This is a genomic window from Arthrobacter sp. Y81 (genome assembly GCF_002929335.1).
GTDB lineage: Bacteria > Actinomycetota > Actinomycetes > Actinomycetales > Micrococcaceae > Arthrobacter.
Map to the genome: position 1 here is coordinate 221,914 of NZ_PJIL01000005.1, position 22,636 is coordinate 244,549.

General features: G+C 66.4%; 19 protein-coding genes, 1 tRNA gene and 3 riboswitches. Of the genes, 6 read left to right on the top strand and 14 right to left on the bottom strand.

What is annotated here, in order from left to right; genetic code table 11:
- Positions 1-4 precede the first annotated feature (4 nt).
- Positions 5-87, bottom strand: a riboswitch (Fluoride riboswitch).
- Positions 88-562: 475 nt separating this feature from the next.
- Both pcrA and CXQ91_RS09320 read right to left on the bottom strand, forming a co-directional pair.
- Positions 563-3,049 (bottom strand): DNA helicase PcrA, encoded by a 2,487-nt coding sequence (pcrA, locus tag CXQ91_RS09315; RefSeq protein WP_374953643.1) that lies wholly within the window; start codon positions 3,047-3,049, stop codon positions 563-565.
- Between the two features lie 86 nt (positions 3,050-3,135).
- Positions 3,136-3,984, bottom strand: a complete 849-nt coding sequence (locus CXQ91_RS09320; RefSeq protein WP_104173632.1) for an inositol monophosphatase family protein — start codon at positions 3,982-3,984, stop codon at positions 3,136-3,138.
- 66 nt (positions 3,985-4,050) lie between these two features.
- Here CXQ91_RS09320 and CXQ91_RS09325 point away from each other — a divergent pair, with 66 nt between their 5' ends.
- Positions 4,051-4,674, top strand: coding sequence for a hypothetical protein (locus tag CXQ91_RS09325; protein ID WP_104173633.1), 624 nt, complete (start codon positions 4,051-4,053; stop codon positions 4,672-4,674).
- A gap of 4 nt (positions 4,675-4,678) precedes the next feature.
- Here the strand turns inward: CXQ91_RS09325 and CXQ91_RS09330 are convergent, their stop codons facing one another.
- Positions 4,679-5,464 carry a DUF998 domain-containing protein gene (locus CXQ91_RS09330; RefSeq protein WP_104173634.1) on the bottom strand — a complete coding sequence of 262 codons (786 nt, stop codon included), beginning with the start codon at positions 5,462-5,464 and terminating at the stop codon, positions 4,679-4,681.
- A gap of 86 nt (positions 5,465-5,550) precedes the next feature.
- Here CXQ91_RS09330 and CXQ91_RS09335 point away from each other — a divergent pair.
- The 3 genes from CXQ91_RS09335 (at position 5,551) to CXQ91_RS09345 (ending at position 6,589) form a co-directional block, all read left to right on the top strand.
- A tRNA-Arg gene (locus CXQ91_RS09335) sits at positions 5,551-5,623 on the top strand.
- Between the two features lies 1 nt (position 5,624).
- Positions 5,625-6,170 (top strand): DUF6314 family protein, encoded by a 546-nt coding sequence (locus tag CXQ91_RS09340; RefSeq protein ID WP_104173635.1) that lies wholly within the window; start codon positions 5,625-5,627, stop codon positions 6,168-6,170.
- Between the two features lie 2 nt (positions 6,171-6,172).
- Positions 6,173-6,589: an NUDIX domain-containing protein gene (locus CXQ91_RS09345; RefSeq protein ID WP_104173636.1), complete on the top strand. Its 417-nt coding sequence runs from the start codon at positions 6,173-6,175 to the stop codon at positions 6,587-6,589.
- Here CXQ91_RS09345 and CXQ91_RS09350 read toward each other — a convergent pair.
- Positions 6,586-8,499 carry an ABC transporter ATP-binding protein gene (locus tag CXQ91_RS09350; protein ID WP_104173637.1) on the bottom strand — a complete coding sequence of 638 codons (1,914 nt, stop codon included), beginning with the start codon at positions 8,497-8,499 and terminating at the stop codon, positions 6,586-6,588. The two genes, CXQ91_RS09345 and CXQ91_RS09350, sit on opposite strands and share 4 nt — an antisense overlap.
- On the bottom strand, positions 8,496-10,205 hold the full coding sequence (locus CXQ91_RS09355) for an ABC-F family ATP-binding cassette domain-containing protein (protein WP_258073910.1): 1,710 nt from the start codon (positions 10,203-10,205) through the stop codon (positions 8,496-8,498). The genes CXQ91_RS09350 and CXQ91_RS09355 overlap by 4 nt, the downstream gene beginning before the upstream one ends.
- 183 nt (positions 10,206-10,388) lie before the next feature.
- On the opposite strand from CXQ91_RS09355, the gene CXQ91_RS09360 reads away from it, so the two are divergent.
- Both CXQ91_RS09360 and CXQ91_RS09365 read left to right on the top strand, forming a co-directional pair.
- On the top strand, positions 10,389-11,135 hold the full coding sequence (locus tag CXQ91_RS09360) for a hypothetical protein (RefSeq protein WP_104173638.1): 747 nt from the start codon (positions 10,389-10,391) through the stop codon (positions 11,133-11,135).
- The gene (locus CXQ91_RS09365; protein ID WP_104173639.1) at positions 11,132-11,866 is read left to right on the top strand and encodes a hypothetical protein; all 735 of its coding nucleotides are present in this window, start codon (positions 11,132-11,134) and stop codon (positions 11,864-11,866) included. Before CXQ91_RS09360 ends, CXQ91_RS09365 begins: the two co-directional genes overlap by 4 nt.
- Before the next feature lie 188 nt (positions 11,867-12,054).
- Here CXQ91_RS09365 and CXQ91_RS09370 read toward each other — a convergent pair whose 3' ends face one another.
- From CXQ91_RS09370 to CXQ91_RS09405, 9 genes are all read right to left on the bottom strand, one after another.
- Positions 12,055-15,081, bottom strand: coding sequence for a glycoside hydrolase family 38 C-terminal domain-containing protein (locus CXQ91_RS09370; protein ID WP_104173640.1), 3,027 nt, complete (start codon positions 15,079-15,081; stop codon positions 12,055-12,057).
- Positions 15,082-15,255: 174 nt separating this feature from the next.
- Entirely contained in the window at positions 15,256-16,128 is an 873-nt protein-coding gene (fdhD, locus tag CXQ91_RS09375) for a formate dehydrogenase accessory sulfurtransferase FdhD (protein ID WP_104173641.1), read from the bottom strand.
- A 71-nt stretch (positions 16,129-16,199) separates the two neighbouring features.
- The gene (locus CXQ91_RS09380) at positions 16,200-17,717 is read right to left on the bottom strand and encodes a molybdopterin molybdotransferase MoeA (RefSeq protein ID WP_104173642.1); all 1,518 of its coding nucleotides are present in this window, start codon (positions 17,715-17,717) and stop codon (positions 16,200-16,202) included.
- Positions 17,714-18,082 (bottom strand): DUF6457 domain-containing protein, encoded by a 369-nt coding sequence (locus CXQ91_RS25015; RefSeq protein ID WP_219816507.1) that lies wholly within the window; start codon positions 18,080-18,082, stop codon positions 17,714-17,716. The genes CXQ91_RS09380 and CXQ91_RS25015 overlap by 4 nt, the downstream gene beginning before the upstream one ends.
- A 61-nt stretch (positions 18,083-18,143) precedes the next feature.
- Entirely contained in the window at positions 18,144-18,761 is a 618-nt protein-coding gene (locus CXQ91_RS25020) for a molybdenum cofactor guanylyltransferase (RefSeq protein WP_219816508.1), read from the bottom strand.
- 47 nt (positions 18,762-18,808) lie between these two features.
- A complete protein-coding gene (locus tag CXQ91_RS09390) occupies positions 18,809-19,309 on the bottom strand; it encodes an HNH endonuclease (RefSeq protein ID WP_028271305.1) in 501 nt (166 codons plus the stop codon).
- A 222-nt stretch (positions 19,310-19,531) separates the two neighbouring features.
- The gene (locus tag CXQ91_RS09395) at positions 19,532-20,287 is read right to left on the bottom strand and encodes an NlpC/P60 family protein (RefSeq protein WP_104173643.1); all 756 of its coding nucleotides are present in this window, start codon (positions 20,285-20,287) and stop codon (positions 19,532-19,534) included.
- Between the two features lie 138 nt (positions 20,288-20,425).
- The gene (locus CXQ91_RS09400; RefSeq protein WP_181038839.1) at positions 20,426-21,088 is read right to left on the bottom strand and encodes a C40 family peptidase; all 663 of its coding nucleotides are present in this window, start codon (positions 21,086-21,088) and stop codon (positions 20,426-20,428) included.
- A 70-nt stretch (positions 21,089-21,158) separates the two neighbouring features.
- A riboswitch (cyclic di-AMP (ydaO/yuaA leader) is annotated at positions 21,159-21,352 on the bottom strand.
- A 114-nt stretch (positions 21,353-21,466) separates the two neighbouring features.
- Positions 21,467-22,294: a M23 family metallopeptidase gene (locus CXQ91_RS09405; RefSeq protein WP_104173645.1), complete on the bottom strand. Its 828-nt coding sequence runs from the start codon at positions 22,292-22,294 to the stop codon at positions 21,467-21,469.
- Between the two features lie 3 nt (positions 22,295-22,297).
- Positions 22,298-22,541: riboswitch (cyclic di-AMP (ydaO/yuaA leader) on the bottom strand.
- Positions 22,542-22,636: the final 95 nt, after the last annotated feature.

Below are 22,636 nucleotides of genomic sequence, written 5' to 3' on the forward strand. Positions count from 1 at the left end.
CACAATCGGGGCAGGAACCATCAGCCACGTCGGCGGTCCGGACCGGCAAATCAACCGGTCCCGGTGGGATCCATCACCGTTACAACAAGGCTAAACCCGCAGCCAGCCGATTGTGCAGCGTTCCTGGACCCACGTTGACTCTTCTCCCAGCCAGTCCGGCCTGCCGACTTCCCTACGCCCGTTCACAGATCGACTCCGTTTCATCTGCCTCGATCCTCCGAAGGGACTTCATGAGGGGAGGCACCACTGCGACGAAACTCACGTGCCTCGCCTTGACGGCGACCCTGACTTTGCCCAAACACCCCGCGAGGGCAGATAATCCGGAAGCTGGTGACGTTGCTGGCGAAGATCTTCTCGCCGTCGAACCCAATGGCCCGGGGCCCCTTCAGCCGGGCCCGCTCCGGATAGAGTTCCGCGGGGTTATCCGCCCGGTGCTCCGTGGCACGCCGGAACGGAAAGAGTGGAATGACACGAGCCGAGATCCCTGAACTGTAATCCTGCCGCCAGGACCCGGCAAGGGTCGCTGCCCGGCGGCGGGACCCTTGCCGTCCTGGAACGCGTGTTAGGCGTCGAGCTTTGTCAGCGGTGCGTACCTCAGCAGCAGGCGCTTTTCGCCGACGCTGAACTTCACCTTGGCCACGGTCTTGTCCCCCGCGCCTTCGACTGCCAGGACGGTGCCGTTTCCGAAGCTCGTGTGGTTCACCTTGTCCCCGACACTGACGGCAACGACTTCCTTCTGCGGCTGTACGCGGTTCTTAGCGACGGCGGCCGGAACATCGGCATTGAAGCCGGCGGAAGGGCTCGCTGCGTTGCCGCGGGCCGTGCCCGCGCCCCAGAACGATCCGCCGTACCTGCTGGACCCGATGGACGCCCCGCTCCCCCAGCCGCTGACCTGCCGCGAGGTGCCTTCACGCCGCCATTCCACCAGTTCGGCGGGAATTTCCTCGATGAACTGGCTGGCCGGGTTGTACTGGCTCTGGCCCCACATGCTGCGGACTTCCGAACGCGTCACATAGAGGCGCTTCCGGGCACGGGTCAGGCCCACATAGGCCAGCCGCCGTTCCTCCGCGAGCTCCTTGGGATCCGTGGCCGAACGCTGGTGCGGGAAGAGGCCGTGCTCCATGCCGGTAAGGAACACCACCGGGAATTCCAGCCCCTTGGCCGTGTGGAGGGTCATGAGCGTCACCACGCCCAGCCGTTTGGCTTCGGCCACGGCGGCATCGATGTCAGCGCCCGGGGCGTCCGGGATCTGGTCGGCGTCCGCCACGAGCGACACCTGTTCCAGGAAGGCGCCCAGGGAACCTTCGGGGTTCTCCTGCTCGTATTCGCGCACGACGGCGACGAGTTCCGCGAGGTTTTCCACCCGGGACTCGTCCTGGGGATCGGTGCTGGACCGCAGTCCCGCCAGGTACCCGGTCTGCTCCAGGACAGCTTCCAGGGCAGCAGCGGCACCGGAGCCGCTGGCCACTTCGGCGAGGTCATCCAACAGCTTCACGAAACCCAGCACCGCGTTGACCGAGCGGGTGGCCATCCCGGGCGCCTGGTCCGCACGGCGGGCGGCGGCCATGAACGAGGTCCGTTCGCGTTCGGCCAGGGCCGCCACGGCACCCTCGGCGCGGTCGCCGATGCCGCGCTTGGGTTCGTTGAGCACCCGGCGTAGGTTGACGTCGTCGTCGGGGTTTACCAGCACGCGCAGGTACGCGAGGGCGTCCTTGATTTCCTTGCGCTCGTAGAAGCGCGTGCCGCCCACCACCTTGTACGGCAGGCCAACGCGCACCAAGACATCTTCGATGGAACGGGACTGGGCGTTGGTGCGGTAGAAGATCGCGACGTCGCCGGGGCGCAGGTTGTCCTCGTCCTGCAGCCTGTCGATTTCCTTGGCGATGAACTGGGCTTCGTCGTGTTCGTTTTCGCCCACGTAGCCGATGATTTTGTGGCCTTCACCCTCGGCAGTCCAGAGCCTCTTGTCCGGACGGTTGGGGTTGCGGGAAATCACCGAGTTGGCGGCCGTGAGGATGTTCTGGGTGGAACGGTAGTTCTGCTCCAGCTTGATGGTGCGCGCGTTCGGATAGTCCTTTTCGAACTCCACGATGTTGCGGATGTCCGCCCCGCGGAACGCGTAGATGGACTGGTCCGAGTCGCCCACCACGGTGAGTTCGGAAGCCCCGGGACCCTCGCCCACAATTTCGCGGACCAGCGCGTACTGGGCGTGGTTGGTGTCCTGGTATTCGTCCACCAGGACGTGCCGGAAGCGCCGGCGGTACGATTCGGCGAGCGCCGGGAAGGCACGGAACATGTAGACGGTTTCGGCGATGAGGTCGTCAAAGTCCATCGCGTTGGCCTGGCGCAGCCGCTGGGTGTAGCCCTTGAAGACGTCGGCCACGGCCTGTTCGAAGGGATCGTTGTAATTGGCGGAGGAGGCGTACGAATCGGCGTCGATCAGCTCGTTCTTCAGCGCCGAGATCTTGTGCTGCATGGCCTTGGGCGCGAACTTCTTGGGGTCCAGGTCCAAGGTTTTGGACACCTGGGTGACAAGCCGCAGGGAGTCCGCGGAGTCGTAGATGGAGAAATTGGACTTGAGTCCAACGTTGGCGGCTTCCTGCCGGAGGATGCGCACGCAGGACGAGTGGAAGGTGGAAATCCACATGATCTTGGCGCGGCCGCCCACCAGCGCTTCGATGCGCTCCCGCATTTCCGCGGCGGCCTTGTTGGTGAAGGTGATGGCCAGGATCTCGCCGTGATGCGCCCTCCGGGTGGCGATGAGGTAGGCGATCCGGTTGCTGAGTACGCGTGTCTTGCCGGATCCGGCTCCGGCCACGATGAGCAGCGCGCCGCCGGTGTGCTTGACCGCTTCTTTCTGCTGGGGGTTGAGGCCCTGCAGGAGTTCGTCCACGCCGGGCAGCTTGGGACGTGCCCGATCCCCTTCGGATTCCGGCCCGCCGTTCCCGTAGCGAGCCGGATCTTCCCCTGTCCCGGGGCGCGACTTGGTGAGCGCTGCCGCTTTCGGGGCAGCCTTGAACGGTCCGTCAGCATACGGGTCAAACAACATATCCATGGTGCTATAAGTCTAGGCGGTGGGGCCGACACTCACTTCCGGACCGGCCTGCGTTCGGCTCAGCGCGTGACCAGGGGGCCTTACTCCACCGAGCCGGACTCGAGGGCGGCGCGGAGCTGCCGGACCGCCGTCGTGCCTCCTGCAACGAACCACTCGAGGCCGTTGACCCGCACGACGTCGACGGCGCCGCCGGCCGCAAGCACAATGGCTTTGCCGGGGAGCCAGTCCCATTCGGGGCAGCTGTGCTGGAACCAGCAGTCGAGCTCGCCGTCGGCCACCCGGCCCAGGTCGCAGGACCCTGATCCGAACATCCGCAGCGACGCAGCAGAGGTGGCCGCGGAGTGCCAGGGCATGGCGCACAGCGGGTCCGCGAGCCACGAGGGGTGGATGTAGGTTGCGGCGCCCTGTACGGCCAGCGGCTGCAGCGTCCGCGCCCCGCCGTCCGTATGGAATGACGTCAGCCGTTCACCGTTCAGGGTGGCCGGCCGGGTGGTTCCGCCCAGCCAGAGCTTGTCCTCTTCGGGCTGGAAAATGGCGCCAAGAACCGTCCCGGAGGCGTCCTTGAGGGCGAGCGCGGAGCACCAGTACGTGGAGCCGTGCAGGAAGTTGTAGGTGCCGTCCACGGGATCGATCACCCAGGTCCGGCCGCTGCTCCCCTCCACAGAGGCGCCCTCCTCCCCCAGGATGCCGTCGTCCGGGCGGCAGCGCCGCAGCTGTTCGAGGACATAGGCTTCGGCGGCGTGGTCGGCAGCCGTGACCACATCGGAGACCGAGGTCTTCTGCTGTCCTTCCAGGCCGCCCTGGCGCATCATGAGGGCCAGCATCCCGGCTTCCCGGACCAGTGCCTCGGCCAGCTGGTAATCGTCCAGTCCCGCGCTGAGTTCCGCCGCGCTGTGCCTGCCAAGTTTGTGTCTTCCAAGTTCCGTCACGCGTCCCAGCCTATCCGGGGCCGCAGGCGGGGAACAGGCGGGGACAGGAACAGCGATAATGAACCCATGGCCAAGACACCAGCACAGCGGATCAAGAAACATGGCGCCAACGCGTCCGTTCCCCAGCACCACCTGCCGCCGGTGATCAACCCCACCACCCAGCGGTCGCCGGAGAAGGCGCGGAACAACAGCAACGTGATCCTCATAGCGGGCGTGGTGGCCAGCCTTTTCCTGTTCTGGTACCTGCATTTGCTGACGTTGAACCAGCTCACCCAGCTCTCCGGCGGCCTGCCCATGCCCGATTCGCTGATCGGCGGCTTTGACCAGGGGTTCGTGGACCAGCTGAGGGCGGCGATGAATGAGGAAGCCCGCGGCCAGCTCAACTACGTCCACAAGACGGCGGGCACGCTGTTTCCGCTGATTTTCGGCTTCACGTGGCTCCTGCTGATCGGGACCAACGTGGCACGCAAAACGCTCCGCTGGGCGCTCTGGGCGCTCCCGCTGCTTTTCGCCGCCGTCCGGCTGTGGGGAAACGCTGCCATCGATTCCATGCTGTCCGCGTCAGCGGCCGACGGCGGCCAGGTGGCCCTCGCGTCCGCCCTCACCGTCAGCGGCTGGGTACTGCTCGTGGTGAGCCTACTGGCAGGCGGCGCCGCGGTGTTCCTGGGGCGGAAGCCGAAGGCCCGCTAGCCCCTCAAAGGGTCCTCGTTGCCTGGGCAGCTGTCCGGGTCTTCCGTGCCTTCAGTTCCTGCCGGACGCGCTGGGCAATCACCAGCCCCGTGGTGGCCAGGCCTATCGTCACCGGATAGCCCATGAACCGCTCCAGCGTGCCCGGCTCCGGGACATCCATGCCGGTGACCCCGCCGATCACCAGCGCCCCGAAAGACACCGCCCCGCACGCAAGGATGAACCATCCCAGCGGCGACTGCCTCAGCCACAGCTTCCCTAACAGCAGCAGCGCCAGCGCCCCGCCGATGAAGTACATCAGGGCGCCGGTCAGATGCACGGCAAACCATCCGGCGTCCTCGGGCACCAGCCCCACAATGATCGTCCCGGTGCCCGCGGAGAAGGTCAGGACCTTGGCCGCGAGGGCAGTGAACCAGGGAACACGGTGGCCATGGCCGAAGGCGAGCCGGACCCCGGGCCGGGCTGCGACGCACAGGAGTGCCGAGCTGAGGAGCAGTGCCCCCACCAGCATGCCCAGGCCCTGCACCACGAACGAGGCATTCATCACCGGATGCAGGGGCGAACACACGTCCCTGCCCTCATAAAGGCTGCAGTGGACGGCCCCGAGATCGCTGATGTAGCCGGTCCGGCGGTCGTAGGGCTGCGGACCGGCCCAGGCCGCGATCACTGCCGTTTCAGCCACGAAATACTGCAACACGCTCAGCTTGGCCCACGCCCCGAAATACTCCCGGGTGGAGGCTATGTCCGGGAGGAATCCGGCCCGGATGGACGTTACTGGTGTTGCTGCAGTCATGCCAAGAGCGTAGTACGCGTCTGTACCTTGTATGCTTGTATCCGTGCCCGAACAGGACGGCCTGGTGCCAACCAATTCGGACGCCCGCCCTCGTAGCTCAGTGGATAGAGCACGGCTCTCCTAAAGCCGGTGTCGTTGGTTCGATTCCAATCGAGGGCACTTGAACTTCCAGCGGCAGGATGCAGAGCAGAACAAGGCGCAGGATTTCGATCTGCGCGCCTACCTGCTGGGCAGCTGGTCTGTGAAGCGCACCCTGTGGGACCGCAGCTCCGACGCCCACGGAACCTTCACCGGCGTCGTCCGCTTTTCCCCGGACGACGACGGCGGCCTTCAGTTCCACGAAGAGGGCACCATGCGCTGGCCTGCTCCGGCCGGCGGCACCTTCACCGGCACCGCAAGCCGTGACTACATGCTGCATCCCACGGCCGCCTCCGACTCGCTGGACATGACGTTCCCCGACGGCCGGCCGTTCCACCGGATGAGCTTCCGGGCCGAGTCCAGCCACGACGAGCACTGGTGCGACCCGGACACCTACCGCGTCACCTATGCGCTCCGGGGCCCGGACGAATTCAGCTATTCCTGGGACGTTCACGGGCCGCGGAAGAACCAGCTCCTGGAATCCGTGCTGCACCGCCTGCCGCGGGATGGAACAGGTCCGGACGCGCCGGCGCCGGACATGGCGGGCTCCAATGGGCTAGGGTCGTAGCCGTGAAAGACCGCATTGTTGTGTCCGCCGTCTGCGTCTATGACGACCGAGGCCGCCTGCTGACCGTCCGCAAGCGCGGCACGGACAAATTTATGCACCCTGGCGGCAAGCCCGAACCCGGCGAATCCGCGGCCCAGGCCGCCTCGCGTGAACTGCTGGAGGAAGTGGGCATCGAGGTGGCGCCGGAAGACCTGCGGCACATGGGCGTCTGGCTTGCCGACGCCGCCAACGAGGCCGCCACAGACATTGAGGCAACGGTGTTTACCGCCCCGGGCACCTGGAGTGCACACCCTTCGGCGGAGATAGCCGAAGTCCGTTGGCTGGACCTGGCCGCCGAGCTGCCGGCCGACCTTGCACCCCTGCTGACGGACCATATCCTGCCCGCCCTGGCGCCAACCGCTCGTAGGGGCCGAGCCTAGAGCTCCGGAACGGCCTCTTCCACCACAGCGTTCGCTTCCGCGAACTGCGTGCGGTAGAGCTCTGCGTACCGGCCTTCCGCCGCGAGCAACCCGGTGTGGGTGCCGCGCTCCACGATGGCGCCGTCCTCGACCACCAGGATCATGTCCGCGGCGCGGATGGTGGACAGCCGGTGGGCGATCACGACGGCGGTGCGGCCCTCGAGCGCTGCCCCCAGTGCAGCCTGCACGGCCGCTTCGTTGGTGGAATCCAGGGCGGCGGTGGCTTCGTCAAGGATGACGACGCGCGGCTGCGCGATCAGCAGCCGCGCAATCGTGAGGCGCTGGCGTTCACCGCCGGAAAGCCGGTAGCCGCGCTCCCCCACCACTGTGTCAAGGCCGTCCGGCAGGGACCGGATCATGTACTCGAGCCGGGCCTGGCGCAGCACATCCCACATGTCCGCTTCTGTGGCGTCCGGGCGGGCCAGCCGCAGGTTGGACGCGATGGATTCGTGGAACAGGTGCCCGTCCTGGGTCACCATGCCCAGCGTCGCCCGCATCGAATCAAAGGTGGCGTCACGAACGTCCAGTCCGGTCCCGGGCACTGTTCCGCCGAGGCGCACGGCGCCGGAATCGACGTCGTACAGCCGTGACAGCAACTGGGCGATGGTGGACTTGCCGGCCCCCGAGGACCCGACCAGGGCAACGGTCTGGCCTGGTTCCACCCTGAAACTGATGCCGTGCAGCACTTCTTCGCCGCCGCGGGTGTCCAGGGTGGAGACGTCCTCGAGCGACGCCAGCGACACCTTGTCCGCTGCGGGGTAGGCGAACCGAACGTCGTCGAACTCCACCGAGACGGGACCCGGCGGCACCTCGACGGCGTCGGGCTTCTGCTGGATCAGGGGCTTGAGGTCGAGGATTTCGAAGACCCGCTCAAAACTGACCAGGGCGCTCATGATTTCCACCCTGGCGTTGGAGAGCGCGGTGAGGGGCGCGTACAGGCGGGTGAGCAGCAGTGCCAGCACCACGACGTCGCCCGCGGCGAGCTGGCCGCCCAGCGCAAGCCAGCCGCCCAGCCCGTACACCAAGGCTAGGGCCAGGGCCGAGACCAGTGTCAGCGCGGTGACGAACGTGAACTGGAGCATGGCGGTGCGCACACCGATGTCACGGACCCGTCCGGCGCGGACGGCGAACTCACGGGATTCCTCGTCCGGGCGGCCGAAGAGCTTGACCAGCGTGGCGCCGGGCGCGGAGAACCGCTCGGTCATCTGGGTACCCATGGCGGCGTTGTGCTCGGCAGCCTCGCGCCGCAGGTCGGCCAGCTTGGAACCCATCCGGCGGGCCGGGATGAGGAAGATCGGCAGCAGGATCATGGCCAGCACGGTCACCAGCCAGGACTTGCCCAGCATGACCACGAGGGTGAGCGCCAGGGCCACCACGTTGCTGACCACCCCGGACAGCGTGCCGGCGAAGGCCGACTGCGCGCCGATGACGTCGTTGTTCAGCCGGCTGACCAGGGCCCCTGTGCGGGTGCGGGTGAAGAAGGCGATGGGCATTTTCTGGACGTGGTCGAACACCTTGGTGCGCAGGTCCACGATCACGCCTTCACCGATGGTGGAGGACAGCCAGCGGGTCACGAGCCCCAGCCCGGCCTCGGCCACGGCCACGACGGCGATGAGCACCGCCAGCCGGATCACGACGTCGGTGCCGGCGCCTGCAATGATGGCGTCCACCACCTGGCCGGCAAGGACCGGGGTGGCCACGGCCAGGACAGCCATGGCGATCGAGAGCAGCACGAAGGCGATGAGTTTGCGGCGGTGCGGCCGCGCGAAGCCGAACACGCGCTTGAGCGTCGCCTTGGAGAACGGTTTGGAACCGCTGGCGGCCCGCGTGATGTTGTAGAGGGAGCTCCACGCTACCCGGTCCATGCTCATCGTGTCTGGCCTTTCATGGCGCCGTTCCTGGCGCCTGGTGATGCAGCGGCTGGTGCGGACCCACCGGCGAGCAGTTCGGTCACCACACCGTCCTCCACATTCCAGCGGACGTCCAGGCGCACGTTTTCCAGCAGCCTGCGGTCATGCGTCACCAGGAGCAGGGCGCCGTCGTAGCTTTCCAGTGCCTCTTCGAGCTGCTCGATGGCGGGCAGGTCCAGGTGGTTGGTGGGCTCGTCCAGGACCAGCAGGTTCACGCCGCGGGCCTGCAGCAGGGCAAGCGCCGCGCGGGTCCGTTCGCCCGGGGAGAGCGAGTCGACCGGGCGCGAGGTGTGGTCCGCTTTGAGTCCGAACTTGGCCAGCAGGGTGCGGACTTCCGCCGGGGACAGCTCCTTCAGGACAGCCTCGACGGCGTCACCGAGGTTGAGGTCACCGGCCAGCAGGCCGCGGGCCTGGTCGATTTCGCCAATGGCCACGGAGGCGCCCATGGCGGCGTTGCCGGAGTCCGGCGGCCGGATCCCCAGCAGGAGCCGGAGCAGCGTGGACTTGCCGGCCCCGTTGGGACCGGTGATGCCGATGCGCTCCCCGGCGTTGAGCTGCAGGTTCACCGGCCCCAGCGTGAAGTCACCCTGGTGGACGACGGCGTCCCGCAGCGTTGCCACAACGGCACTGGATCGCGGGGCCTGGCCGATGCTGAACTGCAGCTGCCACTCCTTGCGCGGCTCCTCCACTTCGTCGAGCCGGGCGATCCGGGATTCCATCTGCCGCACTTTCTGGGCCTGCTTCTCCGAGGATTCGGTGGAGGCCGCACGCCGGATCTTGTCATTGTCAGGGCTCTTCTTCATGGCGTTCCGGACGCCCTGGGAGCTCCACTCGCGCTGGGTCCGGGCGCGGGAAACGAGGTCCGCCTTCGTGTTGGCGAACTCCTCGTACCGCTCCCGGGCATGGCGGCGGGCCACGGCGCGTTCCTCCAGGAACGCCTCGTAGCCGCCGTCGTAAACGGCCACGGAGTTCTGGGCGAGGTCCAGTTCCACGATGGTGGTGACACAGCGGGCCAGGAACTCACGGTCGTGGGATACCAGGACCGCACCGCCGCGGAGCCCCTGCACGAACGCCTCCAGCTTGGCCAGCCCGTTGAGGTCAAGGTCGTTGGTGGGCTCATCGAGCAGGACCACGTCGAAGCGGCTCAGCAGCAGGGCGGCCAGCGCCACGCGTGCCGCCTGCCCGCCGGACAGCCCCGTCATGAGCGCCTCCGGCCCCACGTCCAGCCCCAGGTCGGCAAGGACCGGCGCGATCCGCTCGTCCAGGTCCGCAGCGCCGGAGGCCATCCAGCGGTCGAAGGCCAGGGAGTAGGCGTCATCGGCGCCGGCGGCACCCGAGCCCAGGGCCTCCGCCGTTGATTCCATGTCTGCCGTTGCCTGTGCACAGCCGGTCCGGCGTGCGACGTACCCCGCCACTGTCTCGCCGGCGACACGTTCGTGTTCCTGCGGCAGCCAGCCAACGAAGGCATCGGCCGGGGCCAGGCTCACCGATCCGGCCAGTGGCTGGTCCACCCCTGCCAGCAGCCGGAGAAGAGTGGATTTGCCGGCGCCGTTCGCGCCAACAACGCCCACAACGTCGCCCGGGGCCACGGTGAGGGAGAGTTTTGAGAAGAGTGTGCGGTGGTCGTGACCGCCCGAAAGATCTTTGGCAACAAGGGTTGCAGTCATTAGTCCATCCTCTCACTGCGGCCCAAAACGGCCTGAAATCCCGCCGGGCATGGAAGAACCCGCTGGTCCGGACTTGGGGGGTGTACGGACCAACGGGTTCGACCATCTAGCATAGTTCACATACCCCCCGCCGTAAAATCGACGGTCGCTACTCCAACCGCCCCACCCCGCAGGAAGCCATCCATGCCACTCCCCGCCAAGGCGTTCCAACGCTGGCTTCACGGAATAGCGCCCCAGGCGAGCACTGCCGATATCTGCAGGATCTCCGGGGTCAAGCGGACCACCCTGGCGCAGCAGCTGGTCCGCGGGAAGGTGGCGGAAAGCACCGTCGTCAGCATCAGCCGGGCCTTCAATATCAACCCGGTGGCGGCGTTGGCCACCTTCGCGAGTTACAGCGAGCTTGCCGGAAGCCCCGTGCTGCCCACTGCCGCGGAACTGGTCAGCCAGATCGCCACCATGGACCTCCTGAGTGCGGTCATTGCCCGCTCCGCCGGTGCAGCGGGCGGCGGCGACGCGGATAGGCCGCCGCCCGCCCCGCCGCTCACACCCGCGCCGCATGCAACCTCCGTGAAGAACTGGGTAGACGCAATCGACGACGGCGAGCTCCGGCACCGGGTTTCCGCCGCCACCGGGATCGCCCCCCAGAATTACTCCGCGCAGCTGACCGCCAACCGGCTGACCCCGGAGCTGGCCATCGCCACGTCCAGGGCAGCCGGCGTTGGGCTGACTGGCGGGCTCGTGGCCACCGGAATGATTACCGAGTCCGAGGCCGGCTGGCCGCCCGGCGCACGGCAGGCAGCCCTGGACGCCTTGTCCGATGGCGAGCTCGCCGCCCTGGCCGGCGAGCGGCTGCAGGCGCTGGGAAAGACCCTCAGGCGCCAGGAACAAGACCACCAACAAACCAAAACGATCTGGGAGAACCTCGGATGATCGAGATCCTGCAATGGTCCACCCTGGCCGTCTGCTGCGCCGCTGCGGTGGCACGAATTCCAAGTGCGGTCAGGGGTGAGAACAGGTCACTCTTTTACATCTTCCTGCTGGCCACACTCGCAATCCTCCTGAGCATTGACGGCCCGTATGTTGCCATCGACGGCCTGCTCGGCGGCATCAACGTCGCCAACCTCATACTGCGCTTCGTCCTCTTCACCGTCATCTTTTTCATCGGGCTGCGTTGCGTGAATGCCTTCGGCGCCGATAAACAGAGGCGCTGGCTGGTCGGGCGGCCGGGGCTGCTGGTGTTTGGCCTCATCTCTGCCGTCATGGTCGTCTTTTTCGCCATGATGGATTCGTTTAGCTCGTCGGCGGGGCTTAGTGCGGTGTACGAGCGCAGCACCCGCAATGCCCACCTGGTGGAGTATTACGGTGCAGCCGGGCGCGCCTACCCGGCCTACGTTTCCCTGGTCCTCCTCCCCGCCATGGTGAAGGCCGTTGGCAGCCGGCTGCCGGGGCTGGTGCGGGCGGGGGCCCTCCTGCTGGCCATCGGCGGTGTCTGCCTGACCGTGAGCCTGCTGTTCCCCTTCTTCCCGGCACAGTTGACTCCCCTGAAGTTCGTCATCAATTACGGAGCCGCGCTCTGCTTCGTGGTGGGCCTCGCCGCCTTCTGGATCGCAAGGGTCCGGGCAACGCAATCCGCCCCGCAAAAGTCATCTACTGCAAAGTAGACTTAGGGCTTTCACAAAATCATTAGAACGTGAGAGAATCATGAATGTGTGAAAGTGGCTTCTGCCTGGAGTCGGGAATGGGGACAATCCGTTCGACGCCGGGCAGCCACAGAGCGCTATTGGGGGGATGAGTGGTGGCGGGCCGTTGGGGACCGCCCCCACTCAGCCTGTTTAACGGCCGTTGCGCCTCAGCGGGTGAATCGCAGGGTCACGAGCTGGAACGGGCGGAGCGTCAGTTTCGCGGAATCCAGGCCCGCTGTCACGCCTTGGCCCGCAATTGGACGCTCCAGCAGATCCACGGCATGCACTTTCTTCGTGTCGAAGTTCGCCGTCACCATTCCCTCTGACCGCTCCCCCAGGGATTCGTAGAGACGTACGATGACATCGCCGGAGCCGTCTTCCGCCAGCTTCACCGCCTCGACCACGATTCCCTGGTTGAACACCGTGAACAGGGGGCTGACGGCGTGCGCGCCCTTCACGATGCGCGGTGCAAGGTTGGTCCGGTAGCCCTCTTCGACGGCGTCGGCGATGGCCGCCCCGGGCCTGATGGTCACCAGGAGTTCGTGCCGGCCACGGTCCGCACCCGGATCCGGGTACTTGGGGGCGCGCAGCAGCGACGTGCGCACCGTAGTGGTGGTGCCGCCGTCGTCCCTCACGCTGCGGGTGACGTCGTGGCCGTAACTGGAGGCGTTGGACACCGCCACGCCATAGCCCGGCTCCGCCACGTGGATCCAGCGGTGGGCGCAGATTTCGAACTTCGCCGCTTCCCAGGACGTGTTGGTGTGGGTGGGCCGGAACACATGCCCGAACTGGGTCTCCGACGCGGAGCGGTCCGCCCGGACGTCCAGCGGGAAGCCGATCTTGAGCAGCTTTTCCCGTTCCTGCCAGTCCACGGCGGTCAGGATGCTCAGTGATCCGGAGCCGGCCTCAAGCGAAATCCGCTGGGTGATGGCTGACGATCCGGCCAGCCGTTCCACCACCACGACGGCGTCCCAGCCGCCCCGCTCCAGCGTCACCGAACGCGCTTTGGTCAGTGAGGTGACGTTCCGGCGGTAGAACTCGTCAATGTCCCATGCGTCCCATTCGTTGGGCGTATCGCGGTGGAGTTCCAGATGGTTCCCGAACTGGCCCGGGGCAATCGCTTCGCGGCCGCTGGCATGGTCCAGAAGCGAGGTCAGGAGCCCGTTGGCGTCCAGCACGGCCCTGATCACGCCGTTGTCCAGGATGTAGCCCCCGCCGGATTCGGTCACCGTCACCGGGTGGTCGCTCCGGACGGGTTCGGCGGCGGCCAGGGCGGGAACACCGCTGCGTTCGTGCGGTGCGGCGTTGAGCAGGAACTCGCTGGTGCCTTCCCCGAGTGCGGCGCGCGCGGCGCCGGCGATGATGGCCTCAAGGGCATCCGCGACGGCTGCATAGTTCCGCTCGGCGTCCTGGTGGACCCACGCGATCGAACTCCCGGGCAGGATGTCATGGAACTGCTGAAGCAGGACCAGTTGCCACAGGCGTTTCAGTTCGGCTGCCGGGTAGGCGAACCCGCCCGCAGTGCGGACGGAGGCGGTGGCGCACCACAGTTCGGCTTCCCGGAGCAGGTGTTCGCTGCGCCGGTTGCCCAGTTTGGTTTTTGCCTGGCTGGTGTACGTTCCGCGGTGCAGTTCCAGGTACATCTCCCCCACCCACACGGGCAGGGACGTGTATTCAGCCTGCGCCTGCGTGAAGAAGTTGGCGGCAGTGCCGATCCGCACCTTCGGGGAGCCTTCGAGGTCGGCCGTGCGGTGGGCTGCGGCGATCATTTCCCGGGTTGGTCCGCCCCCGCCGTCGCCGTAACCGAACGGGACCAGCGAGACGGTGCCGCGGCCGTGGTCCCGGTAGTTCCGTTCGGCGTGCGCCAGTTCGCGGCCGCTCAGTTCCGAGTTGTAGGTGTCAATGGGCGGGAAGTGGGTGAACAGCCGGGTGCCGTCGATCCCTTCCCAGTTGAAGGTGTGGTGCGGCATCCTGTTGACCTGGTTCCAGGAGATCTTCTGGGTCAGGAACCACTTGCTGCCAGCCGCCTTTACGATCTGGGGCAGCGCACCTGAGTATCCAAAGGAATCAGGCAGCCAGGCTTCCTGGCAATCCACACCAAATTCATCCAGGAAGAACTTCTTCCCTTCGATGAACTGCCGGGCCATGGCCTCGCCGCCTGGCATGTTGGTGTCCGATTCCACCCACATGCCGCCCACCGGTACGAATTGGCCGGCCTTGACCTTCTCGCGGATACGGCCGAAGAGTTCAGGGTAGAACTCCTTCATCCAGGCCAGCTGCTGCGCGGACGAACAGGAGAAAACGAAGTCCGGAGACTCGTCCATCAGGGCCACGACGTTGGAGAACGTGCGGGCACACTTGCGGATGGTTTCCCGGACCGGCCATAGCCATGCGGAGTCGATGTGCGCGTGGCCCGTGGCAACCAGCTGGTGGGCCGAGGCGTAGGCCGGGCGGGACAGCACCTCGGCCAGGGCTGCACGGCCCGCCGCCGCGGTGCCGGGAACGTCGTCCGGATCCATGATGTCCAGCATCCGTTCCAGGGCGCGGAGGATCTCGTGCCGGCGCGGCAGTTCCATGGGGAGCTCGTGCATGAGGCCGCTCAGGGTCCAGACGTCCTGCTGCAGTGCCCAGACGGTCTGGTTGAGTTCGGCGATCGCGATGGTGCCAAGCCGGTATTTGGGGTCCTGCCCCGCGGTCGCCTTGTCGCCGTAGGGCATGGCTGCGAATGTCCAGCCCTGCGCGACGTCGGGATTGGCGGCGGCCTCGACGTAGAAGTCCACTGCCATGCCGCTGCCCAGGAGCTTCAGCGGTATGTACTGGTTCCGCGGTGAGATGGCCTTGATGATGGTTCCGTCCGGCCGCCAAGCGATTCCCTCGCACTGGAAGCCCGGGAGCTCACGGGTGAAGCCAAGGTCCACCACGATTTCCACCGCGGTGTCAGGAGCGGTTCCCCATGAGTCCGGCACCTCGCCCTGCAGCCTCATCCATTTGGTGCTCCACGGGCGGCCCCACGGCGACCCGTGGTCCAGCGGGGTGAAGTCGTGGTGGAGGGCTTCCATGACGGAAACTGGCTCGTCCGGAACGTCCCAGCTGCCGAGGTTCAACGGGACGCTGCGGGTATACACCGCGGTGTCCACGCGTTCGCGCATGAAGCGGTCGAGACGGACTTCCGTGATGCGTCGGTCGTCGTGCAATGTGGTCCTCTTTAATGCCTGTGGCCTGGGAGCTGACAGCTGGTCCGCGGTACGTGCCTGCCCGCTGGCTTCAGCTTATGCGCACACCCTGGAACTCGGCCGAAGGAGCGGATCGGCGCGTCCAATCGATGGATAAAATCTACTGCGCCCAGTCCGTTAATCCAAGCGCTTTGCCTATCCGGGCACCGGTGCGGGAGCCGTGATCCGGTGTTGTCCGGCATAGACATTAAGCTTGGTGCCCCTGCTGAAGCCTGCCAGCGTCATGCCGCTGGCTTCCGCAAGCTCCACGGCCAGGCTGGAAGGTGCACTGACGGCGGCCAGCACCGGGATGCCGGCGAGGGCGGCCTTCTGCACGAGTTCGAATGAGGCCCTCCCGGAGACCTGCAAGACCGTGCCCGCCAGCGGCAGCAGCCGTTCCCGCAGCGCCCAGCCAACCACTTTGTCCACGGCGTTGTGGCGCCCCACGTCCTCACGCAGGCACAACAGCTCAGTGCCGCCGTCGTCCGTGATCCGGAAGAGCCCGGCGGCGTGGACTCCTCCCGTGGCCTCGAAGACGGCCTGCGCTGCGCGGAGTTTGTCCGGCAGCCCGGACAGCGTCTCCACAGGGACAGTCAGCGGATCCGCCGCGGGGCTGAAATGCGACGACTTGCGGACGGCGTCGATGGAATCGGTGCCGCAGATGCCGCACGAGCTTGAGGTGAAGATGTTCCGTCCCCTGTCGGGCAGGACGACGTCGGGCCGCAGCTGCGCTTCCACAACGTTGAAGGTCTGCACCCCGTTCTCGTCCTCGCCCGCGCAAAACCGCAGCGAGACGAGCTGCTCGGGGGCCCAGATGATGCCCTCGGACACCAGGAATCCGGCCACAAGGTCAAAATCGTCTCCGGGCGTCCGCATGGTTACGGTAAAGGGAAGGGATCCCAGCCGTATTTCCAGCGGTTCCTCCACCGCCAGCACGTCTTCCCGGTGCCGCACGGGAAATTCAAGGGACTGGGGTGAACCGTCCAGGACAAACCTGTGGATCTTGCGGCGTTGCGTCATGCGGGCCACGTTGTGCTCCTAACAGTGCGGGATATGACCATCATTGCAAGCCGGAACCGGCTTCACCAGCGGGGACCGAATTAGCCCAGCAGTGCGCTCCAGTCCACGGGACCGTCCGAAGCCGCGGGCTTCCGGGAAGCCTTGCGTGGAGCAGTCTTGGGCTTCGCGGCCGCAGGTTCCGCCTGCTGGATCGGCGCGCCCCAGGGTAAGGCGAAGGCGGGCACCGCCTCCCCCAGCTGAACGCCGTGCGGCGGAACCACCAGGACGCCGTCCGCCGCCGCCAGGCCGCGCATCATGCCGGGACCGGCGTGCTGGGCCGGGGATGCCATGCCGTACAGGAGCCTGAACGGCATCAGCCTCGTCCGTCCCGGATCCGGGTCGATCAGCGTTCCGCAAGGCACTTCACCGACCGGCGGCAGTGTCCCGTGGCCCAAGGCGGCCAGCAACGGCGCACCCACCGTGCAGAGCGCCATCATCGCGGCAAGGGGATTGCCGGGCAGGCCAAGGATGAAACGGCCGTCCGGCAGCTCGGCGAGGACCGCCGGGTGCCCGGGACGCATGGCGATGCCGTCGATCAAGAGGCGACCGCCGAGTTCCGCGACAGCCCGGCGGAGGTGGTCGGTCCCGGAACGGCCGGTTCCGCCGGTGGTGATGACGACGTCGGCAGGCGCCTCTTCCGCTGCCGGCTCCCCTGTGTCCGGACGAAGCCCTGACCCGTCATCCGGCCCGGTGTCTTCCAGGGCAGCAAGCCATTCGTCGTAGTCGTCGCCGATTTTCTCCTGCCCGGCGCTGATGCCGCCGAGCATCTCAACCACGGCTCCAAGCTGCGGGCCGAAGGTGTCCCGGACCTTGCCCGGCGCGGGCAGGCCTGCGGTGACCACCTCCGATCCTGTCAGCAGGAGCTTCACCACAGGTTTCCCCTGGACCCGCAGGGTGTCATGGCCGGCCAGCGCCGCGAGGGCCAGGTGGGCCGGGTTCAGGACCGTGCCGCTTTTGACCAGGATGTCCCCGGCGGCCGCTTCCTCGCCCGCCTTCCGGATGTGCTGGCCGTTCTTCGGTTCACCGGGCCGTGCGGCCCCGCCGAGGGCCAGGACCGGGAGCCCTTCGTCGTCCGTGGTTATCGTGCCGCTCTCGCTGCGGAGAACAGCCTTCGCCCCGGGCGGAATGAGGCCGCCGGTGACGATGGGGCTGGCCTGGTGGGGTGCGAGCCGATGTCCGGGGTCCGCCAGGATCCAGGGCCCTGTGCCGTTCACTGCCCAGCCGTCCATGGCGGACGACGCGTAGTGCGGCATGTCCTGGAGCGCCGTAATATCGGCTGCGAGCGTTCGGCCCAGCGCGGTCCTGAGCGGCACCAGGCCGGGCGGAATGGGAGTTGCGCAATCGAATGACGCCTGCCGGGCCTCCTGCCAGGTGTGCGCCAAATGGCTGTCCCCGGTATCGGCGGACCCGGCTGCCGTGGCAGCGGCGTCCTCAGCTCCGGGATCGGAGGAGGACCCGCTGGCGCCTCCCCCAGGGCGTGGATCGGCTGAATCTTCGGTTTCGCCGCGTTCGGGCCCGTCGCTGGCGGCGTCACCCCCGTCCGGCGGCGCAGCCGTCATGCGCCGGTGTTCCCACTGCTGACCGACGGTCCGGGCGCAGCGTCGGTTCGCACCGAACCGGGGCCGGCCGGATCAGCCGGGCCAGTTGTGGAGTCGGCCGCTGCGTAATCCATTGCCAGCGCCCGTGCCACTCCCAGGGCCGCCTGCATTGAGACCGCATCCGGTGCCTGCCCCGAACCCGATGCCATGCCCGCCGCGAAGCCGGCGATGAAAGTGGTCAGCGGCGCCGCCGGCCGCACCACCGAATGGGCCGCGACGCCGGCCAGCGCAAGCACTTCATTGACGTCCACCTCGACGTCCTCCAGCTCGAAGGCTTGCAGCAGGGCCCGGCACCAGTCCTCCAGCGTTTCGTCCTGGCTTTTCACTGTTGCCTCCATACTCAAATTCAGTTGCGGTGCCACTGCACGGTCCCCCACCAACGGTGGATCATGACCCCTGGCGGGACACCCCTAACGCGGTGGCATCGTCCCACGTGTCCACGTCATCCGTGGCGCCGGCAGGGACAGTAACAGCCCGCACGTCAAGCCTAGCAAGGAGGGCGAAGACTGATGCCCCTGTAAGCCCCCCGCCCTTCTCCATTTCGTCCACCGCACGTTCTAGCACAGCTGTGCCATAAAAGCCGGCAAGCGGCTGTTTGCGGCCATCCGGAGAAACCGCCATGACTCCTTCGGATTCGGTGGCATTCTGGCTGTCATGGGCCAGGGCGGCCTGCAGGGCGGCCACGGCCTGGTCCGCTTTGGGCATGTCGCAAGCCAGGATCAGCGTCAACGCTGCCCGGAGCGGGCCACGCGAGCGGTCAAGGGACGCCAAACCTGCAGCGATCGCCGCCGCAGGCCCCGCGAACGCCGGCTCCTCGCGGCACGTCAGAACGCCCGGTGGCAACGTGCCCGGGTCAGGTCCCACCACCACCGTGGCGCCCGCACCGGCGGATGCTGCCAGCGACAGCGCCAGGAGGGTGGCGCCGTCGTACACGAGCTGGGACTTGGGCACGCCGCCCAGGCGCGATGAACGCCCGCCGGCCAGAATCAAGGCATCAAACTCCACATGGCCAGCCTAGCCCCGGACACTCGGCCCGGTGCAGACGTGACGCCTCAGGCGGCGGATTCGGGCAGAAGGAACGGGTCCCACGCTGGCGTGGGCTTCTCCAGCTCCTTGATCTGCCAGATGGTGCCGTGCGGAGGCGCCGGTACGAACCGGAGCTTCCAGCCCATCTCGGCCGGCGTATGGTCACCCTTAACGTTGTTGCACCGCAGGCAGGCGGCCACCAGGTTTTCCCAGGAGTCCGCACCGCCCCGCGATTTCGGGTGGACATGATCAATGGTGTGTGCTGCCTTACCGCAATAGGCGCAGCGGTGGCCGTCACGGCGCAGCACACCCCGGCGGCTCACAGCAGTGATTGTGTTGTACCGGGGCCGGATGTAGCGGTTGAGGAGAATCACGGACGGGCGGCCCAGGATCTCCTGCGGCCCAACGACAGGATCGTCGCCTTCGGCCACCACGCTTGCTTTTCCGGTCAGCACAAGAACCAGCGCCCGGCGGAAGGTCACAACCGCCAGCGGTTCATATCCAGCATTAAGAACGAGAGTGCGCATGCACATACCTCTTCACGGCCGCACCCGTCAGGGGCTCGAGGGCCGGCTGCCCTCTGCTTGTCCGGGCTATGGATCGACAACACAAGAGTAAACACTCAAGTGCCCGATCACCGAATCGGGCCACTACCACACACTGCGTGTCGGCAATAATTCACCTGCCGGAAACGCAGAAGAACCCCTGCCGATGGCAGGGGTTCTTCTGGAAGTCGCTAGCCGGAGGCTTTAGCCGCCAACGCGGATGAAGACCGGGCCGGAGCCGACGTTGACGCTGAACAGGGATGTGGTTCCACCGTTCCAGCCACCGTGCACGGCCTGGCCGTTGCCGACGTAAACAGCGATGTGGGCCATGCCCATGCCGCCGTTTTCGTAGTAGGCGAGGTCGCCCGGCTGTGCCTCGGCTGCACTCACGGTGCGGCCCAGGGACAGGTAACCTGCCGGCCAGCCGTGGTAGTTGACACCCACAGCGGCAAGCGCGTTCGTGGCCAGGGCGGTGCAGTCCTGGGAAACACCGAGCTGGGCGTAAGCGGCAGCTGCAATGGAAGCACCGTTTCCGCTGGCAGCGGCGGGCGCGGCGGGCGCTGCCGGGGCGGACACAGTTGCTGCAACGGCTGCGGGAGCGGCCTCGGGAGCAGCTTCCTGAACCTCGACGACCGGCTTCGGAGCCTCAACGACCGGAGCCGGAGTGGTGGAAACAGCCGGCTTCTCGAAGGAGATGGCGATGCTGGAAGCGGCCGAGATGTTGGCCGGAGCGGAAGACTGAACTTCCAGGGTGGAAGCGGAGGTTGCTTCGCGCTGAACGTTGGTGTCGGCAGCGTTGGCTGCGATACCGCTCGTCAGGACCAGACCGGAAGCAGCAGCGATAACCGCAGCCTGACGGCCCATGCCACCGGCGTTGTCGCCGACAGCTTTGGCAATGACAGCAAGCGAGTTGGTTTTGGTAACCTCGGCGCGGTGCCGTGCGATGGCACGAGTAGTCATTATTTCTCTCTTTCGTTTTCCTCAGACTGCGTGGCAGGCCGCGGTTTTTGGACGCTCCGGCATCTTGGGGGTAAGCCGGAACGGCCCGAACGGGTTTTTAGCGAAGTACGCGCGCTTCAGTGAAGGGAAGCGCGTGTGTTAGCGAAGCGTGTAGAACGCAGACGTGCCCGTGGCGGACACGGCGTGCAGGATGGTGCCCTGCGACGGGTTCAGCGCGCTGATCATCATGCCGTTGCCGACGTAGATGCCAACGTGAGCGCCGCCGTTTTGCATGACCAGGTCGCCCGGCGCCGGGGTGGCGGTAGGCGTCATGGCGTTCCATGCGTTGGTGCGGGGGATGCTGATGCCGGCCTGGGCGTAGACCCACTGGGTGAAGCCTGAGCAGTCCCAGCCGCTGGGGGTGGTGCCGCCCCAGACGTAGGGGCTGCCGATCCCGGTGTAGGCGATCGCGGCGAGGCCTGATGCGGCAGCGGAGGAAACGGCGTCGGCGAGCTTGCCTGCCTTCGCTTCTCCGTCAGCCTCAGTTGAATCTGAACCGGTCGACTGAGCCCGTACGGTTTCAACCTTGGGCGCTGCCTTCGTGGTCACTGCCGGACGCTCGAAGGAAATAGTCGCTGTCGGTTCCGCGGTAACGGCCAGCTGGGCCGACTGTGAGCCGGACTCCGTGGAAGCCGACACTCCCAGGTTGGTATCTGCGGCGTTTGCCGGCATACCAACGCTGAGGATCAGTCCGGACGCGGCTGCAATGACAGCCGCCTGGCGACCTACGGTCCCGGCGTTGGCAGTAACAGCCTTGGACACGGAGTTCAACGGGTTCGTACGAACCGTTTGCGCACGGTGGCGCGCAGAATTGTGACGTGTAGACACGAAGGTAGCCTCTCCCAATGCCTACGAGGTGAGCTGTCGGATTCGGATGGGAGTCACCCGGCCACGCCGCTTCCTGAGAAGCTTTGCGACTTAACCCCAAGGTCTTCTTGCGAAGACCAAAATTGGTTCCCCCGCCTCTGCCAGACGATGTAATGCGAACGGACCTTGAGCGGTGGCAGAGTTAGGCAATCCACTCAAGAGCGCCAACTTCGGAAAAGTTGGCGTGCTTTAGACGGTACAGGAATTCCAAGTGAATGTCACATTCAGGTCACGGCATGTCACAGGAATACGAGAGTGTTCCATCGGCTTGGATCAGAGCCAGCCGGTAGGGTCAACGACTTCGCCGTTGACCATCACTTCAAAATGGAGGTGGCAGCCGGTGGAGGCGCCGGTGGTCCCGCTGAGGGCCACAACGTCGCCACGGCTGACCTTCTGGCCTACCTGGACGTTGGACGAGGACAAGTGGTTGTACGTGGTCTCCAGGCCGTTGCCGTGGTCAATCACCACGCGGTTTCCGCCGCCGTAGGGGTGCCATCCCGAGAACGTCACCGTTCCGCTGGCCGCTGCCATAACACTTGTGCCGCACTGGGCCGCATAGTCCTGCCCGCGGTGGAATTCGCCGGAGCCGCCGGTGATCGGGCTGACCCGGAAGCCGAAGGGGGATGCGGAAACCATCTGCGCCAACGGTGCCCCGAGGCTGCCGGTGGACGCTGCACGGGTAATGGTGCCGGCGGACTGCGCGCTCAGCAGCTGCTTGAGCTTGCCGTCGGGATCGCCCTTGGTGGCGATGTAGGTCCGGTTGAAGTCGATTTTGGCGCCCGCAGCCGCGGAAACCTCAGGCTGCGCCGCTACAGATGCGGCGGCAGCGGACGTGTTTCCGGTGGCCGCAGTGCTCATCATGGGCCCGGTTGACGGGACGGTCACAGTGAGGACCAGTCCGGTGGCGGCCAGGGCAATGCCTGCTTTCTGACCCACACCGCTCGCGGAAGCGAACTCGGTGACCTGACTGAACAGGCTCCGGCGCCGGCGCGCATCACGATGTGCATCGCGTGGCCTGACCGTCATAACGGCTTCGGCCACGGGGTACTCCGAAGCGGGACCAGTCGCCCTGCGGCGGCCCCTGACGGTCTGCGTGGTCAAGAAATATCCTCTCTGGATAGCCTGCGGAGTTAGCTGTCGGATTCGGGTCAGAGAGATCAAAGACCCGGTCCGCCAATGCAAGGCATCCGGCACAGGGGTATCCCTAAGGATTCCTTCGTCGGAGATGACTTGCCGCTGACGGACTTCACCCCAAGGCCGTCTTTCAACGGCCGGTTGTGGTTCCCCCGCCTCTGCCAGGAGGTGATTCGTACGCTGATCCGCTGGCAGAGCTCGGCTTCGGATCAGGTAACGCTTTAGTATCGGCGCTAGTCCCCAACTATAGGTGATTAATCAGCGCGGTAATAATTCCGTTATCTACGTCTCAGTGAGTTGTAGGTGGTC

Coding starts and splice junctions, on each gene's coding strand:
- CXQ91_RS09395 (WP_104173643.1), bottom strand. CDS start 20,287: ATGACTACTCGTGCCATCGCACGGCACCGCGCCGAGGTTACCAAAACC.
- CXQ91_RS09360 (WP_104173638.1), top strand. CDS start 10,389: ATGCCACTCCCCGCCAAGGCGTTCCAACGCTGGCTTCACGGAATAGCG.
- CXQ91_RS09350 (WP_104173637.1), bottom strand. CDS start 8,499: ATGAGCATGGACCGGGTAGCGTGGAGCTCCCTCTACAACATCACGCGG.
- pcrA (WP_374953643.1), bottom strand. CDS start 3,049: ATGTTGTTTGACCCGTATGCTGACGGACCGTTCAAGGCTGCCCCGAAA.
- CXQ91_RS09380 (WP_104173642.1), bottom strand. CDS start 17,717: ATGACGGCTGCGCCGCCGGACGGGGGTGACGCCGCCAGCGACGGGCCC.
- CXQ91_RS09325 (WP_104173633.1), top strand. CDS start 4,051: ATGGCCAAGACACCAGCACAGCGGATCAAGAAACATGGCGCCAACGCG.
- CXQ91_RS09355 (WP_258073910.1), bottom strand. CDS start 10,205: ATGACTGCAACCCTTGTTGCCAAAGATCTTTCGGGCGGTCACGACCAC.
- CXQ91_RS09365 (WP_104173639.1), top strand. CDS start 11,132: ATGATCGAGATCCTGCAATGGTCCACCCTGGCCGTCTGCTGCGCCGCT.
- CXQ91_RS09330 (WP_104173634.1), bottom strand. CDS start 5,464: ATGACTGCAGCAACACCAGTAACGTCCATCCGGGCCGGATTCCTCCCG.
- CXQ91_RS09390 (WP_028271305.1), bottom strand. CDS start 19,309: ATGCGCACTCTCGTTCTTAATGCTGGATATGAACCGCTGGCGGTTGTG.